The sequence below is a fragment of the Clostridium sp. K04 genome, assembly GCF_019734375.1.
Lineage (GTDB): Bacteria > Bacillota > Clostridia > Clostridiales > Clostridiaceae > Clostridium > Clostridium saudiense.
The window spans coordinates 54,574-70,199 of the sequence record NZ_JAASHD010000019.1 but is presented as its reverse complement, the minus strand read 5'-3'; the positions used below and the strand labels follow the sequence as shown (position 1 = coordinate 70,199).

15 protein-coding genes are annotated in these 15,626 nt (G+C 25.7%); 9 read left to right on the top strand and 6 right to left on the bottom strand.

Annotated features, from left to right (window positions below):
- Together HCG70_RS09625 and HCG70_RS09620 are read left to right on the top strand one after the other, a co-directional pair.
- A partial coding sequence (locus HCG70_RS09625) for an IS6 family transposase (RefSeq protein WP_221697697.1) occupies positions 1 to 549 on the top strand: 549 nt, incomplete at its 5' end.
- A gap of 312 nt (positions 550 to 861) precedes the next feature.
- A complete protein-coding gene (locus HCG70_RS09620; RefSeq protein ID WP_042396307.1) occupies positions 862 to 1,725 on the top strand; it encodes a ComEC/Rec2 family competence protein in 864 nt (287 codons plus the stop codon).
- 97 nt (positions 1,726 to 1,822) lie between these two features.
- On the opposite strand, the gene HCG70_RS09615 is transcribed toward HCG70_RS09620, so the two are convergent.
- Positions 1,823 to 2,677: a ribonuclease H-like domain-containing protein gene (locus HCG70_RS09615; protein ID WP_042396309.1), complete on the bottom strand. Its 855-nt coding sequence runs from the start codon at positions 2,675 to 2,677 to the stop codon at positions 1,823 to 1,825.
- 237 nt (positions 2,678 to 2,914) lie between these two features.
- Between HCG70_RS09615 and HCG70_RS09610 the strand changes: the two genes are divergently transcribed.
- From HCG70_RS09610 to HCG70_RS09600, 3 genes are read left to right on the top strand one after another with little or no spacing between them, the layout of a single operon-like run.
- Complete coding sequence (locus HCG70_RS09610) at positions 2,915 to 3,136, top strand: FeoA family protein (RefSeq protein ID WP_042396311.1); 222 nt, start codon at positions 2,915 to 2,917, stop codon at positions 3,134 to 3,136.
- Positions 3,137 to 3,156: 20 nt separating this feature from the next.
- Positions 3,157 to 4,914 carry a ferrous iron transport protein B gene (feoB, locus tag HCG70_RS09605; RefSeq protein WP_055291500.1) on the top strand — a complete coding sequence of 586 codons (1,758 nt, stop codon included), beginning with the start codon at positions 3,157 to 3,159 and terminating at the stop codon, positions 4,912 to 4,914.
- Between the two features lie 28 nt (positions 4,915 to 4,942).
- A complete protein-coding gene (locus tag HCG70_RS09600) occupies positions 4,943 to 5,074 on the top strand; it encodes a FeoB-associated Cys-rich membrane protein (RefSeq protein WP_198133978.1) in 132 nt (43 codons plus the stop codon).
- 18 nt (positions 5,075 to 5,092) lie between these two features.
- On the opposite strand, the gene HCG70_RS09595 is transcribed toward HCG70_RS09600, so the two are convergent.
- Together HCG70_RS09595 and HCG70_RS09590 are read right to left on the bottom strand one after the other, a co-directional pair.
- On the bottom strand, positions 5,093 to 6,268 hold the full coding sequence (locus tag HCG70_RS09595) for an AI-2E family transporter (RefSeq protein ID WP_260457805.1): 1,176 nt from the start codon (positions 6,266 to 6,268) through the stop codon (positions 5,093 to 5,095).
- Positions 6,269 to 6,402: 134 nt separating this feature from the next.
- The gene (locus HCG70_RS09590) at positions 6,403 to 7,839 is read right to left on the bottom strand and encodes a DALR anticodon-binding domain-containing protein (RefSeq protein ID WP_055277971.1); all 1,437 of its coding nucleotides are present in this window, start codon (positions 7,837 to 7,839) and stop codon (positions 6,403 to 6,405) included.
- Positions 7,840 to 7,965: 126 nt separating this feature from the next.
- Here HCG70_RS09590 and HCG70_RS09585 point away from each other — a divergent pair, with 126 nt between their 5' ends.
- Positions 7,966 to 9,483, top strand: a complete 1,518-nt coding sequence (locus HCG70_RS09585) for a Ppx/GppA phosphatase family protein (RefSeq protein ID WP_042396317.1) — start codon at positions 7,966 to 7,968, stop codon at positions 9,481 to 9,483.
- 15 nt (positions 9,484 to 9,498) lie between these two features.
- Here the strand turns inward: HCG70_RS09585 and HCG70_RS09580 are convergent, their stop codons facing one another.
- A complete protein-coding gene (locus HCG70_RS09580; protein ID WP_078061299.1) occupies positions 9,499 to 10,146 on the bottom strand; it encodes a site-2 protease family protein in 648 nt (215 codons plus the stop codon).
- A gap of 120 nt (positions 10,147 to 10,266) precedes the next feature.
- The gene (locus HCG70_RS09575) at positions 10,267 to 11,631 is read right to left on the bottom strand and encodes an LCP family protein (protein WP_221697696.1); all 1,365 of its coding nucleotides are present in this window, start codon (positions 11,629 to 11,631) and stop codon (positions 10,267 to 10,269) included.
- A gap of 428 nt (positions 11,632 to 12,059) precedes the next feature.
- Here HCG70_RS09575 and rocF point away from each other — a divergent pair, with 428 nt between their 5' ends.
- Positions 12,060 to 12,959: an arginase gene (gene rocF / locus HCG70_RS09570; protein WP_195951060.1), complete on the top strand. Its 900-nt coding sequence runs from the start codon at positions 12,060 to 12,062 to the stop codon at positions 12,957 to 12,959.
- A gap of 111 nt (positions 12,960 to 13,070) precedes the next feature.
- Positions 13,071 to 13,697: a 3'-5' exonuclease gene (locus HCG70_RS09565; protein ID WP_221697695.1), complete on the top strand. Its 627-nt coding sequence runs from the start codon at positions 13,071 to 13,073 to the stop codon at positions 13,695 to 13,697.
- 54 nt (positions 13,698 to 13,751) lie between these two features.
- Here HCG70_RS09565 and pflA read toward each other — a convergent pair whose 3' ends face one another.
- Complete coding sequence (gene pflA / locus HCG70_RS09560; RefSeq protein WP_042396321.1) at positions 13,752 to 14,465, bottom strand: pyruvate formate-lyase-activating protein; 714 nt, start codon at positions 14,463 to 14,465, stop codon at positions 13,752 to 13,754.
- A 553-nt stretch (positions 14,466 to 15,018) separates the two neighbouring features.
- Between pflA and HCG70_RS09555 the strand changes: the two genes are divergently transcribed.
- Positions 15,019 to 15,558 carry a helix-turn-helix domain-containing protein gene (locus tag HCG70_RS09555; protein ID WP_042396324.1) on the top strand — a complete coding sequence of 180 codons (540 nt, stop codon included), beginning with the start codon at positions 15,019 to 15,021 and terminating at the stop codon, positions 15,556 to 15,558.
- The last annotated feature ends 68 nt before the right edge of the window (positions 15,559 to 15,626 follow it).

The window sequence follows — 15,626 nt, the reverse complement described above, 5'->3', positions numbered from 1 at the left end:
CCTTTCTTTAAACAGAAAGCTAATAAATTCAAAGCTAGTTTAAACTTACAATCTGACGATTGGCACGCTGATGAAACGGTAGTATTTATTAACGGTGAAAGATACTATCTATGGTTAGCTATTGATTCTGAAACTAGATTTATTCTAGCATTTCATCTAACTAAGTCTAGAAGTTCTGATTCTGCTTATATCTTAATAAATGAGGCCAAAACTTGTGGTGAACCAACTTACTTTATAACCGATAGATTACCTTCGTATAATGAAGCTGCTGCTACAGTATTGCCAAATACTGAACATTTACCTGTAGCTCCAATGTCTAGTGACGTAAATAATAACTTAATAGAATCATTTAACAAGACATTTAAAGCTTGGTATAAAGCTAAAAAAGGTTTTAACTCTTTTGAAAAGGCGAATAACTTAATATATTTATTTATCTTTCACTATAATTTTATTAGATCACATGGCTCATTAAATAACTGTACTCCAGCAGAAGTTGCTGGCTTCGCTAGCGATAGCTTTGCTAAAAACTCTTGGTTTTCAGCAGCTTAATTAAATTTAATACCTTTATTTAACCTGCAAAAATCAATTTTATTGTAGGTTTGTTTACCATACAATAAAAAATTCAAACTTATATAATTTTCAAAGAGCGAGCAATTCTATGAAAAATCAAGCTATTTTTTCATATCAACTTAACAGATTCTATTTTTTTATTTCCATCAGTAAATTAATATATTATACAATTATAGCATATTATTCTATAATTTCCCATTATTTAAGTGTTAATTATTTATAAACACTGTTATTAACTCTATTTAATAGGCAATAATTAATAATAACTATATTTTTTATTGGAGAAATTTAATGAAAAAACGTAAACTATTTATTTTAAATTTAATTCTAGTTTTTATTATTTGTTCTCTTAATTATTTTCAACTATACTCAAACTCATCCTTAAATAATGAAATGATTATTCATTATATAGATGTTGGCCAAGGTGATTGTATATTAATTCAAGTTAACGAAAAAAATTTATTAATTGACTCTGGTTCATCTAGCAACCGAAATGAATTATTGAATTATTTAACTAAATTAAAGATAAAAAAATTTGATTACATTATTGCCACACATCCTCATGAAGATCATATAGGTAATATGGATACAATTATAAAAAGATTCGATGTTGATAAATTTTATTCTCCTAAAGTAACTCATCCCTCTATCTGCTTCGAAAATATGGTAAATGCATTAATAGATAAATCTCTAAAAATTAATATTTTAGCAAAAGATGCAAGTAAGATAAACCTTGGTGAAAATACTAACGTAGAGATATTTTCACCATTGAAAAATATGATTAGTGATAATTATAATGATTATTCTTCAGTTATTAAATTAACGTTTCACAATAATTCTTTCTTATTTACAGGAGATGCTGAAGTTTACACTGAAAATCAACTTCTCTCTGATAATATAGATTTAAAATCTGATATAATTAAAATAGGTCATCATGGTTCTAAAACTTCTACCTCTTATAATTTTTTACATGAAGTTAATCCATCCTTTGCAATAATTTCTGTAGGTGAAAATAATACATATGACCACCCTAGCATGGATACCCTATTAAATCTTGAACTAATGAATATACAAACTTATAGAACAGATTTAAATGGTACAATAATAGTTACTTCAAATGGTAATACTATATCTATAGACTCATTAAAAGACTAATTTCTCCTATAAATGATAGATGCTCCTAATTTCTTAGGAGCATCTATCATTTAAGGATTATTTCCTTAAATCAATAATATAAAATTATATTCTTAATTTATAATATATTTTCTTCTGGAGAACTTTCTTCTTTCTCTTCTATATTGTCATCAATATCTTGATTTTCAATTACTTTTTCTACAGTTTTATCATCTTTTAATTCAAATATTTCTTCATCACTATGTTCTTCATTATATATATCATTTTCATCTAATTTTATATCAACATTTTCCTCTTTTATATTAATATTTTCTTCATCTTCACTTTCAACATTAATATATTTTTTCCAATTAACAAATATTTTATATAAATTAACTACATCTTGTTCATTATACTGTAATATAGTTTCAATTTTTTCTTTAGGCATTCTTTCAATATATTCTTTATCTTTAAGAACCTTATGAAAAGTTTTAGCTAAATTTGACCCGCTTATTACATCGCCTTCTCTATAAATTTCAAATATTTTTTCTAATTTTTTTAATCCAATTGATGTGTTCATATCTTTTTCGTATTCTTTTTGAATATCAACTGATTTAAATTCCTTGTCAAAATCAAAATAAATATTATATTTATTAAATAAGTATTTTATTACTGTAAAATCATTATTTCCAGAAAATGTAACTATAGTTTTTTTACCTGCTTTTTTCATACGTATAAAATATCTCTTTGCAAGCAATAAAATTTCTACAACTTCATTTTTATTTTCAATCATATATTGAGTTACATAAATTTTATTATCTGCTTTATTGTATACACATGCTCCAAAGACTCCTATACATTTTGGTTTTTTATATACGTAATGTTCTAAATCAAAATAAATACTTTCTTCTGGCTTACAACTTCCCTCCTTACATTCCAACATTCTTTCAAGTCTATATTCTTCTACATCCACAATATTCTCTCGAATAATCACACAATATCACTCTTTCCTCGATAAATTTTATCTCCTGTATTAATTTTTTTACTATTGCTTATATCTTTTTATTATATCATGTTATTACTGTAGTGAATACTATTTGAGCTTCATACTTTTTTCAAAATTTACTGGAAATTATTTTTATCATCCCCTTATGCTTGACCCACTATACATTTTTTGTTATTATAAATGTATAAAAAACGTGAGAATGATTTTCAATTTGAGGTGAATTTTATGTGCATTTGTGATTTAAAACTTGGAGAAAAAGCAACAATCCATGCTATAAGTGGAAATGATAAACTTTCTAAGAGGCTTTCAGCTTTAGGATTAATTCAAGGAACAGAAATTGAATTAAAAAGAGTTGCTCCATTAGGCGATCCACTAATTGTAAATTTGAGAGGATTTGATTTAGCAATCCGTAAAAAAGATGCTAAAAATATATTATTAACAGCTTAAGTATAAAGGGAGATGACAAAATGAAGAATATAGCTTTACTTGGTAATCCTAATGTAGGCAAAACTACGTTATTCAATAGTTTAACTGGTTCTAATCAAAGAGTTGGAAACTGGGCTGGTGTTACTGTTGATAAAAAAGAAGGATTCTTTGGAGATTTTGCTATAGTAGACTTACCTGGTATATATGCTATGGATACCTACTCTAATGAAGAAAAAATATCAAAAGAATTTCTAGAAAATGAAAAAGTTGACTTAATTTTAAACATTATTGATGCTTCTAACATTGATAGAAATTTATATTTAACTATGCAGTTAAAACAATTTAAAAAACCTATTGTTTTAGCAGTTAACATGATTGACGTAGCAGAGAAAAAAGGTATAAACATAGATTATAAAAAACTTGGAGAATTATTAAATGTTATTGTAGTTCCTATTCAAGCTTCAAAAGAAATGGGAATAGATGATATTAAGACAGCTCTAAGTACTATTGATTACAAAAAAATTGATACTCTTAACTATTCTTTTTCAGATGAAAAAGAAACTTATGATTACATAGAAAGCATATTAAGTAAATGCACAAAAAAATCTAATACTTCTAAGAAGCCTATTAAAGAAAAGTTAGATAATATTATGTTAAATCCATGGCTTGCTTATCCTATATTCTTTGCAATAATGGCATTAACATTTCAAGTTACATTTGCTTGGATTGGACAACCTATTTCAGATTTACTTGATTCATTATTAAATGATTCATTAGTTCCAATAATAGAAGGCTTAATTAATACTACTTCCCCTTGGTTTCAATCACTTATCATTGATGGTATAATTGGTGGAGTTGGTGGAATATTAGTTCTTTTACCTATTATTTTATCTTTATTTGCATGTATAACAGTATTAGAAGATAGTGGATATATGGCAAGAGTTGCATTTATAATGGATAAGATTATGAGAAAAATGGGGTTATCAGGCAAAGCATTTATCCCTATGATTGTTGGCTTTGGATGTTCTGTTCCTGCAATTATGACAGCAAGAACATTGGAAAGCGAAAAAGATAGAAAATTAACAGCATTATTAATACCACTTATGAGCTGTAATGCAAGATTACCTGTTTATAGTATATTTGCAGCCGTATTTTTCCCTAAATACGTTGGATTAGTAGTTGCTTCACTATACTTCTTAGGTATTGTTTTAGCATTCATACTTGGTGTTATTTTTAAACATACAATATTTAAAAATGAAGAAGAACCTCTACTTATTGAATTGCCAGAATATAAATTACCATCACTAAGGAATTTACTTAATCAACTTTATGAAAAGAGTAAAAGCTTTATAATAAAAGCTGGTACATTAATATTTGCAATGAGCATAGTTTTATGGTTCTTATCAAACTTTAATTTTACTGGAATGACAGATGTTAATAATAGCATATTGTCTTCAATTGGAGGATTTATTGCTCCAATATTTAAACCACTTGGCTTTGGTAACTGGCAAGCATCAGTGTCACTATTAACAGGTTTAATTGCTAAAGAGACAGTTGTTTCTTCTATGGGTGTAATATTTGGAGGAAATCTTCAAACACTTCTTCCTCTTCATTTTACAGCACTTTCAGCTTTATCATTTATGGTATTTGTATTACTTTACACACCATGTATAACAGTTGTTGGTACTATGAAAAAGGAATTTGGCACTAAGATGACATTATTCTCTGTAGCTTATCAATTAATTTTGGCTTGGATAGTTTCATTCTTAGTATTTAATATCGGTTCATTATTTTTTTAAACTGATTCTATAAAGAAGGTGAATTTATTTGGAAATAATAATAACTGCAATTTTAGTTATTGCTTCTGGATATATAATTTTTAAAAATATAAAAAAATCATCTAAAGGTAATTGTAACTGCGGAAGCTGTTCATCAAATTGCTCTAGTTGTAAAAAGTAAGAGTAGCGAGAATTCTCGCTACTCTTCTTTTTTTGTATTTTTACATTTCTCTTTTTTAACATTCATCTTTTTATGATCATAATCAGTTAATTCATCTATAATATCTTTATTTTTGTCTAAAAGTTTTCCATAATATATTTTTATTGTTGCAGCTGTAGGTGATGCTAAAAGCATTCCTAATGGCCCAAAGAATCCTCCACCTATAACTACTGAATATATAATCCAAAAAGGTCTAACCCCAACCTTATCTCCTATAAGTTTAGGATCTAAATACCAACCATCAAACATTTGCAATCCAAATAAAGTCAAAAAAACAATTATCCCTTTAGCTGGTGATACAAATACATTTATTAAAAACCCTATAATTTCTCCTACAAATGGTCCAAAATAAGGAATCATATTTGTTATCCCCACTAATATTGCTAATAAAATAGCATACTCAGATTTCACTATATTTAATAACACAAATGCCATAATTCCAATTATTAATGAATCAATTGCTTTTATTCCTATGTATGTACCTATCATTGAATTATACGTTTTAATGAACTCAACTATCTTTTCACTTTTTTCTTTTTTTATTACTAAATATAAAACTCTTTTACACTCAAATAATAATCGTTCTTTATCTATCAATATGTAAATTGCTACTAACAATCCAATAATAAATTTAACAATCACCGATGAAAATGTTACCATTTTCAATAATGATCCTTCAATAGCAGTCATTACAAGATTTCCTGCTTTATCAATATACATATCTATATTCACTTTTATACCAGCTGTATTTACAAACTTACTTACATCATCCTTTTCAAGTATATTATTAATAAAATCTTCTATTGATGATATATAACTAGGCACATTACTACCTATTTCTTTTATATTTTCTATTAAACCTGGTATACCATATACAGCCAATAAAATTATTGAACCCAATAATATTGCATACGTTAAAGTTATAGAAATGTTTCTACTTAATTTTACTCTTTTCTCGAAAAAACTGACTATTGGACTTAATATATAAGCAATAATTATCCCATAAACAAATACCATTGAAAGTGAAATAAATTTCCTTATAATATCAATAAGCATACCTATATTATCAATTAACTTAAATGCAAAAATTCCAACTATAATAGTAATTAATACAGCTATTATTAAACTCTTATATTTATTATTTTTAAAAATCAATTACTTTCTCTCCTCCTTTTTCCCTTAATAATATTATTATGTTAATTATATCAAATATACCATTATTTAAATATTGATATTTATAAAAAAAGAACCTTTATTCATCATTTAAGTTCTTTCTCAAATTTAAAACACTAATCAATATATATTCCTAGTAATCTTAATGCATTTTTTATTACTATATTCGTAGCTTTAATTAATTGTAATTTAGGTTTAATAAGTTTCTCATTCTCCAAGTCAAATATAGAATTTGAAATTTCATTAACTGAATCTGTTATCTTAATTATATATCTACTTATTATTGCTGGTTCTAATTCATCAGTAGCTGTTTGTATAAAATATTCATATACATCTAACAACTTTACTAATTCTAATCCTTCTTTAAAATTCAATTTGCTATAATTACAGTTACAATTTAAATTCTCAAACTTTAACAACATACTTTTTAATTTAATATATGAATATATAATATATGCACCCGTTTTATATTCAGTTGAAAATATTTTATTAAAATCTATTATTTTATTTCCTATTCTATAATCACTTAAATAAGTAAATACTAGTGCACTTTGTAATATAGCTTTTAATAATCCTTTATCTTTTTTTAATTCTATATGATTTTCCATTATTTCGTTACAACTATTACTTAGTAACTCATTAAAATTTAAATATTTTTCATTCTTAATAAATGTATCACTTTTAGCAAATTTAACAAGCCCAAGTTTTACATGTTCACATTGTTTAACCCACTCATAATCTAATAATTCTAACACTTTAAATTTCTGATTTACATTCACTTTTTCCGAATTACTGGATATATATAAATATTTATAAAAGTTATATTTACTATTTATGTGCAATAAATCTGCTATCTTTAATACTTTTTTATCTATTTTATATTCATTACTCACTATATATGGAGGCATATTATAATTTTCAAGATTTACTACATAAGTTTCATTAAATTTTATTAATAAATTCTTTTTTCTTAATTTCGATATTAACTCATTATAATATAAATCCACTTCATAATTGAAAAAAGTATTTTCATAATCAAACTGAGTTAAAATTAATTTATCAACTTCACTCCAGATTTTACTTATATTATTAATATCTATTACCTTAAAACCTCTATTTCTAAATAAATTGCATAATGAATTGCCAACTACAATAGTAAAAGGATTACTTATATCAAAACATCCTGATTTTTTACAAAATAAGTGTTCAATACAAATAATTTTCCCTTCTCCCATACAACTGTATCCAAACGCTTCTCCTTGCTGTATAACACGCTCTAATGTATTCCTAATATAAATCCCTTTATTAAGAAAAAAATTCAGGTATGGTCCTAAATTCTCTATTTTTTCAAAGATATCATCTTTTATTTGTTTTTTTAATTCTTTAGCAATTAAGTTAGGAGGTTTTTTTAATATTTTACTTAAGTGAAAGCACGGCAATGAATAGTCTCCATTTTCATATTTTACTGGAACCTCCAACATACTTTCTATTTCTTCAATAGATAAATTAATATACTCATTTATTTTTTTTGCTATATATATCTTATAATCCATATTATCTTCTCCCATGTACATAATATTTTAGGTATTAAAAATATTTTTTGTCAACTCCCCTTTATTTTTATATAGTTTTTATATAAGATAGAATTATATAAAGTATTTTGATAGGAATGATTAAATATGATTAGAGTAGGTGTAATACACATAGGTTCTAGTAAAATTAGATTGATATTAGCTGAAGTAGAAGAAATGGGCTATTTTAAAGTTATTGATGAATTGAAAACTCCATTTAAAATCTGTTATGAATTATCAAAGGAATGTATTTTATGCTCAGAAAAGTTAAATTATATATTATCTACAATAAAAACATATAAATCTCTTTGCGAAGCTTCTGGCGCAAAAGAAATTTTTGCAATAACAACTAGCTTCTTTCATGATTTAAAAGATAGTGAATCTATTGTTTCTATGATTAAACTAAATCTTAACTTAGATTTAAAAATACTATCACAAGAAGAAGAAATTAAATTCACTGTGTTAGCAGTAAATAGAAGCATGAAATTAAACAATTCACTTATTGTAGAAATAACTGGCACATCAACTAATTTAATTGATATCAAAGATGGTAAAATAAATAACTTTACTATTCTTCCTTTTGGTGGAATAAATTTAGCATATACTTTTAATATTAATGATAGAATTTTAAATACTAATTTAGATGTTTCATCTTCATATGTAAAAGATAAATTAGATGATATCTCTTGGCTAAATGATAATTATGAATCAATAATATTCCTAGGTGATTTAGCTAAAACCATAGTTAAAATGGATAAATTTAAAACTCATTATCCTTTAGAAATAATCAATAATTACGAAATTACTCCTGTAGGAATACATGAAATTTATAATACAATAAAATGCAAAGACTTAAAATTACGTAGAAAAATAGATGGAATTGATCTAGATATGGTTGATAGCATGTTTAGCTCTTTACTAATCCTAAATGAATTAGTAAAAAAGGTTTCACCTGAAGTTATTAGAATTTGTAATAATACTATAAGAGAAGGTATTCTTTATGATTATCTTTATAAAAATTATAATGTTATGGATGATATTTTAGATTATAGTATATATGGTATTTTAAATTCTCTAAATGCTAATATTCCTCATGCTGAACAAGTGTATTTTATATCTGCTCAATTGTTTGAAGAATTAAAACCTCTTCACAGATTAGATGATAAATATTTAAATATATTAAAAGCAGGTTCAATGCTTCATGATTGTGGTACTAGTATAAACTATCAAAATCATCATAAGCATTCATTTTATATAATTTTAAATTCCTTAATTAATGAGTTAACTCATAAAGAACATTTAATGAGTGCAGCCGTTGCAGCTTCGCATAGATTTAACGACTATCATTTACCTTTAGCTCAGTTTTCTTATTTAATTAACAAATTAGATATTGATATAATTAATAAATTAGGTGCTTTAGTTAAAATTGCTGAAGGTCTAGATAGAAGTTTAGTTGGTGTTGTTAAAAAGTTAAATGTTTATTATGATGATGAAAAAGTAATAATTACTGTATCATCGCCTTCTAACTTAGATGTTGAAATTCATCAAGCTTTGAGAGGAAAGAATTTCTTTAAAGAAATATATCATAGAGATTTATTTATAGAAAAAGAAAGGTGGCAAAATTAATTGCCACCTTTTTTATTACATTCCAAAAATTAATTTAGCTATAGTATAGAAAAAGTTATAAATTAAGTTAACTGGAATTGATAATATAGTTCCACCAGCAAAAATAATTAATATAAGTATTAAAAATTGATATTGATATATCTTATCTGAAACCTTATAAAATGTTTTTGGCCATATATCTCTAAATATTTCAAACCCAGCTAATCCTGGTAATGGTAATAAATTAAATACAAATAAACTTATGTTTATTGAAGTTATAAACTTTAACATATAAAATAATATAAAGAATATTGTTTCAGGTAATATACTTGATAAAAACTTTGATGTAAATACAAGTAAAATTATACCTATAAAACCTACGAATAAATTTGCTAAAGGTGCTGCAATAGAAACCTTTATAGCATCTTTATACCCCCTTTTATATGCACTAGGATTCGTATTTAATGGTTTAGTCCATCCGAATCCAGCTATTAAAATCATTATAAACCCTATTAAATCTATATGTGCTGCTGGATTTAAAGTTAATCTTCCTTGAAATCTAGGTGTTTTATCACCTAATTTATCTGCAACCAAAGCTTTTGCATATCCTTGTGCAGTAAAAGCTATTAATATAGCCGGAATTTTTAAAATAAGGTAAAGTAATTGCATTCTAAATGAGCTCATCTTTCCTCTCCTTTCATTTCTTTTAAAAACATTATATCACATATTATGGTACATAATATCTTATTTAAAATAATTTAATAAAATAAAAGCGATGAACTAAATTCATCGCTTTATCTTCTACTATTCAGCTGGTTTTACTTCATTTGGATTAGTTTCTTGTTCACCTATATCCTCACTTGGTGTTGTTTCTGGCTTTTGTTCTTCTGTTGGTGGTGGTGTTGTTGGAGGTGTTACTTCCTCTTTCTTTTCATCACTTACTGGTGGTGTTGTTGGAGGTGTTACTTCCTCTTTCTTTTCATCACTTACTGGTGGCGTTGTTGGTGTTCCCCCAGTACTTCCACCTTGATTACTATTATTAGATGCTGGTGGTTCAGTAACATCTACACTATTTTCTTCATAGTCTTCAGGATTTATATTATGTCTATCATTATAATCACTTTCTTCTGCTTTGTAATCTGACATTGCTTCATTAAAAGAATCATAATCATATGTTGATGAATCTGGTATTTTATTTTCAAAAACAAATTCTCTTAAGTATTTTGCATTTTGCTCCGTATCCATTAAAAATACCCAACCTAAATTTTTATATAATCTTCCATCTGCTAATTCTGGTATAGGTATTTGTAATTGTTCTATTTCTAAAGCCGGGAATTTATAAATAGTATAAGCCATATTTAATGCTTCTATTGGATCAATATTGGTTTTAATATAATCAAGCATGCTATTCATAATTCCTAAATACTTACTTGGTTTTGTTTCTTTTAACTTTTCTGCAACTTTTATTAAAACCTCTCTTTGTCTATCGGTTCTAGCATATTCATCTCCAACACCTTTTCTTATTCTTGCATATGATAGTGCTTGTTTACCATTTAAAATCTGTACTCCTGCTTCAGTTACTGGACAATCATTTCCACCAGTAGATTCTCCAATATATTTATTTAACTCCTCAAGCATATAATCTTCAACATCAAATTCTAATCCTCCCATTTGATCGATTATAGCTTCAAATCCCCAAAAGTTAATAATAATATATTTATCTAAATTTATTCCATATGTATTTCTAATAGTTTCTATTAGTAACTCTGGTCCACCATATGCTAAAGCTGCATTTAATTTTCCTTCGCCATGTCCAGGTATATTTACTAATGTATCTCTAAATAATGATGTTAATCTTATATTTTTATTGTTATTATCTAATGTTGCTATAATAATTGAATCCGCTCTTGCAGCTTCATCTAACGTTCTTGCATCTGTTCCAAGTAATAAAACATTTGTTATACCATCAACTTCTTGGTAGTCAATATCGCTTGTTATTTCTGATGGATTTAACCCTGAATATATTCTACTCCTTATATAAAGATATCCAGAAGCTAACATACCGATTATTAATGCAAAAACAACTACAGTCGATAATATTATTTTCTTTTTTGTAGACCATCTTTTTTTACTAGAACGCTTTTTTCTATTTTTATTTTGTTCATTCATAGCTGTGCCATCCCTTCGAAAATGTTTATTCATTTTTTTAAGTTAAATATTGCATTATTATTATTTTCTAAATGTAGTTTATACAACTTACATTATATAATTATAAAATAATAAATATAATAATACCACAATTTCTTTCAAAGTTTTATTAAATTTTTAGAGATTTAGAATTTTTTTCAAAAAAGTGGTATATATTGCACATTAAAGTTGTATCTAGTCTTTTTTATTCTTTTTATATATTATTTTGTAGTTTATTACTTATATACTTTAATTATTTTAACATTATTCTACTTGTTTTGGATAAACTATTATTAAAGAAAATATTATTTATTGAATATTTTAAAATAAAAAAATTTTAATATTTACTTATATATCTTAAAGTATTATTATAAGTAATGTGAAAAATTAATAGATTTGGAGGTCTTTTTATGAATATAAGTATTATTGGAATGCCTCTTTTTTATGGTTGTGATAAACCTGGAGTAGAAAAGGGCCCTGAAGAGTTAAGAAAAAACAACCTCATTGATATATTTGAAAAGAATCATAATGTTTATGATTTAGGAGATATAGAAGTTGAAAAAGTTAGCGAAAAAGAAAAATATAAAGGTGATTTAAAATTAAAATATTTAACACAAGTTGTTAATGCAAATAATGGACTAGCTTCTAAAGTTTTAGAAGCATTAGAAAATGATACCTTCCCATTTATAGTTGGTGGAGATCATTCTTTAGCTTTAGGATCACTTGCTGGTGCAAGTAAATATTTTGGAGATGATTTAGCAGTAATTTGGATAGATGCTCATGGAGACATTAATACAGACAAGACCTCACCTTCAGGAAATATTCATGGTATGCCTTTAGCTGCTTCAATGGGTTATGGTTATGAAAAATTAACTTCAATTTTCTTTGATAAAGCTAAAATCAAACCAGAAAATGTTTTTATTTTGGCTTGTCGTGATTTAGACAAAGGTGAAGTAGATTTAATAAATGAATTAAATATGCATGTATGGACTAATGAACAAATCAATAACTTAGGTACAAAAGAAGTATTAAATCAATTATTATCATTAATTAAAGAAAAGAATATAAAAAATATTCATCTCTCTTATGATATTGATTGTTTAGATCCTGATTATGTTCCTGGGACAGGAACTCCTGTAAGCGATGGATTAAGTTATTCACAAAGTAAAGAACTTCTTCAAGGAATTATGAGTACAAGCTTAGTAAGTTCTATGGATTTTGTAGAATATAATCCTGATTTAGATAAAAATAATAAAACAAAAGAAACATGTGTTGAATTACTAAAGTTAATCTCAAGTGAATTGAATTAATAAAAATGCTTTTTACTTTCAAGTAAGTAAAAAGCATTTTTTTATGAAAAATTGTTAATTAACATAACTTATGATATTATAAAATCAATAAAAATATTTTTGGAGGCACAGATGAAACTTTTATTTTTTGATACTGAAACAACTAGTGTAAGACCTGGCCATATATGTCAGTTAAGTTATATAACAGTTGATACTTCAACTAAACCCCAAACTACAACAGGGAAAAATTTCTTCTTTACAGTGGATGAAATGGATCCGGCAGCCGAAGAAGTTCATGGTTTTTCATTAGAAAAATTGTATGAATTATCAAATGGTTTAGAATTTCTTGAACAAATTCAAGATTTTATGTCTGACTTCTTTGATGCTGATTTTGTAATTGGTCATAATGTTCAGTTTGATGTTAAATTCTTAAAGCACGAAGTTAATTCTCTATATGAAGCTGGTATGATTGATTGTTCTTGGGAACCTAAAAAGACATTTTGTACTATGGCTTACTATAAAAACATTTGTCAAATTCCTTCTCCAAGTGGCAATGGCATAAAAAACCCTAAGCTTTCTGAAGTAATAAACTTCTTAGGAATCTCTGACGATACTATTGCAAAAAAAGCTAATGAATTATTCCAAGGTAGTGGGAATTATCATGATGCAAGATTTGATACTGCTGCCGTTTATCTTTTAGTTATAGAAGGTATGAAAAAGAAATATATTAAACCTGGATTTTTTTCTAGTCAACTTTAATTATAAACCTAAAAAGAGGATGTTAATTAAAACATCCTCTTTTATACATATTTTTTATATATCTAATAACTTGTATAGTTCTTTACATTTTTCTTTGTCCATTGCTGGAGTTCCCTCTAATCTATACTTTATTCCCATAGTTTCATACTTATTTACTCCTAATAAGTGATATGGTAATAATTCAACTTTTTCTACGTTATTTAAAGTTTTTATAAACTTACCTAATTCAGTAATATATTCTTCATTATCTGTTAAACCTGGAACAACTACTTGTCTTATCCATAATTTAGTATCACATTTTTTACATGCCTCAAGGAATTTTAAACTTTCATCAATATTAATTCCTGTCATATACTTGTACCCTTCTGCTGTTAAATGCTTAACATCAAAAAGAACTAAATCTGTATATTTTAATATTTCTTCATAATTTCCAGCCCCTACACCTGAAGTATCTAAAGTTGTATGTATTCCTTTTTCTTTACATAGCTTTAAACATTCCTTTAAAAACTCTGGTTGTCTTAAAGGATCTCCACCTGAAAAAGTAACTCCACCACCTGATCTTTCAAAGTAAGATCTAAATCTAACTATTCTATTAACTAATTCTTCTGGTGTTAATTCTAAATTATCTTCACCTTTATCGCTCCATGTATCAGGGTTATGACAATATTGACATCTTAGTGCACATCCTTGCATAAATACTACAACTCTTATTCCTGGTCCATCCACAAGGCCCATTGTTTCTATTGAATGTATTCTTCCTTTTAGCATTATACTTCCTCCAATTTATCTATAAGTTATTAACCAATTAATTTTACTTATATCTTTTTATTTAATTATTAAATTTTTTCTTTCTTTCATTATACACCTTAACCTTATATTTGTTAATACTTCATCATAATCATTATTTATTCATAATAATTATTATTTGTTTAAAATAATAATTCACATAATAATTAATTTAATATTTATTTATTATATTAGTATTTTTTTTGCTTAGTTTACTCATTATAACTTTATATAGTATTAGTTAAAGTAATTATTGTACTATCACTACAATTCTTTTTTTAAAATTTTTTATTTAAATTCTACAATTCTTAGTTTTACTAAACTTTTAATGTATAAATGTTAAACTTATGTTTATTTCTTTTACTTTAACCCCTTATTTTAAAAGGAAAATTCAAAATTATATTTTTAACATTTTTTTTAAAAATTATTGATTTTTTGTTTATATGTCTATATAATAACATTGTTTGTTTAGTAATTTTAAACCTTTAGTTTAGTAATAGTTATTATCAAACAAAATGAAAGGCAAGGTGAAATTGTGCAAATTGGTGATAAAATTAAACGAATGAGAATTGAAAAAGGATTAACACAAGAAGAACTTGCTAATAGATGTGAATTATCTAAGGGATTTATATCTCAAGTAGAAAATGATTTAACTTCTCCCTCTATAGCAACACTAATAGACATTCTTGAAATACTAGGGACAAACCTAAAAGAATTTTTTAGTGACGATAAGGATGAAAAAATAACTTATACATACGAAGATATGTTTGAAACTGAAAATTCTGACTTGAAATATAAATTAATGTGGCTAGTTCCTAATGCACAAAAAAATGAAATGGAACCTATAATGATAACAATTGAATCTGGTGGGAAATATCTAGAAGAAGAACCTCATGAAGGCGAAGAATTTGGATATGTATTATCTGGAAGTATAACTCTACATTTAGGAGATAAATCTTATAAAGTCCGTAAAAACGAAAGTTTTTATTTTAAACCTAGAGCAAATCACTATATCAGTAATGATGGTAAAACTACAGCTAAGGTTATTTGGATTTCTACTCCCCCATCATTTTAGATAAATTTATATATACTCATTAGAAAAATGTGATAAGGTGTTTCCTTTTAATATTAAAGAAAGAGGTG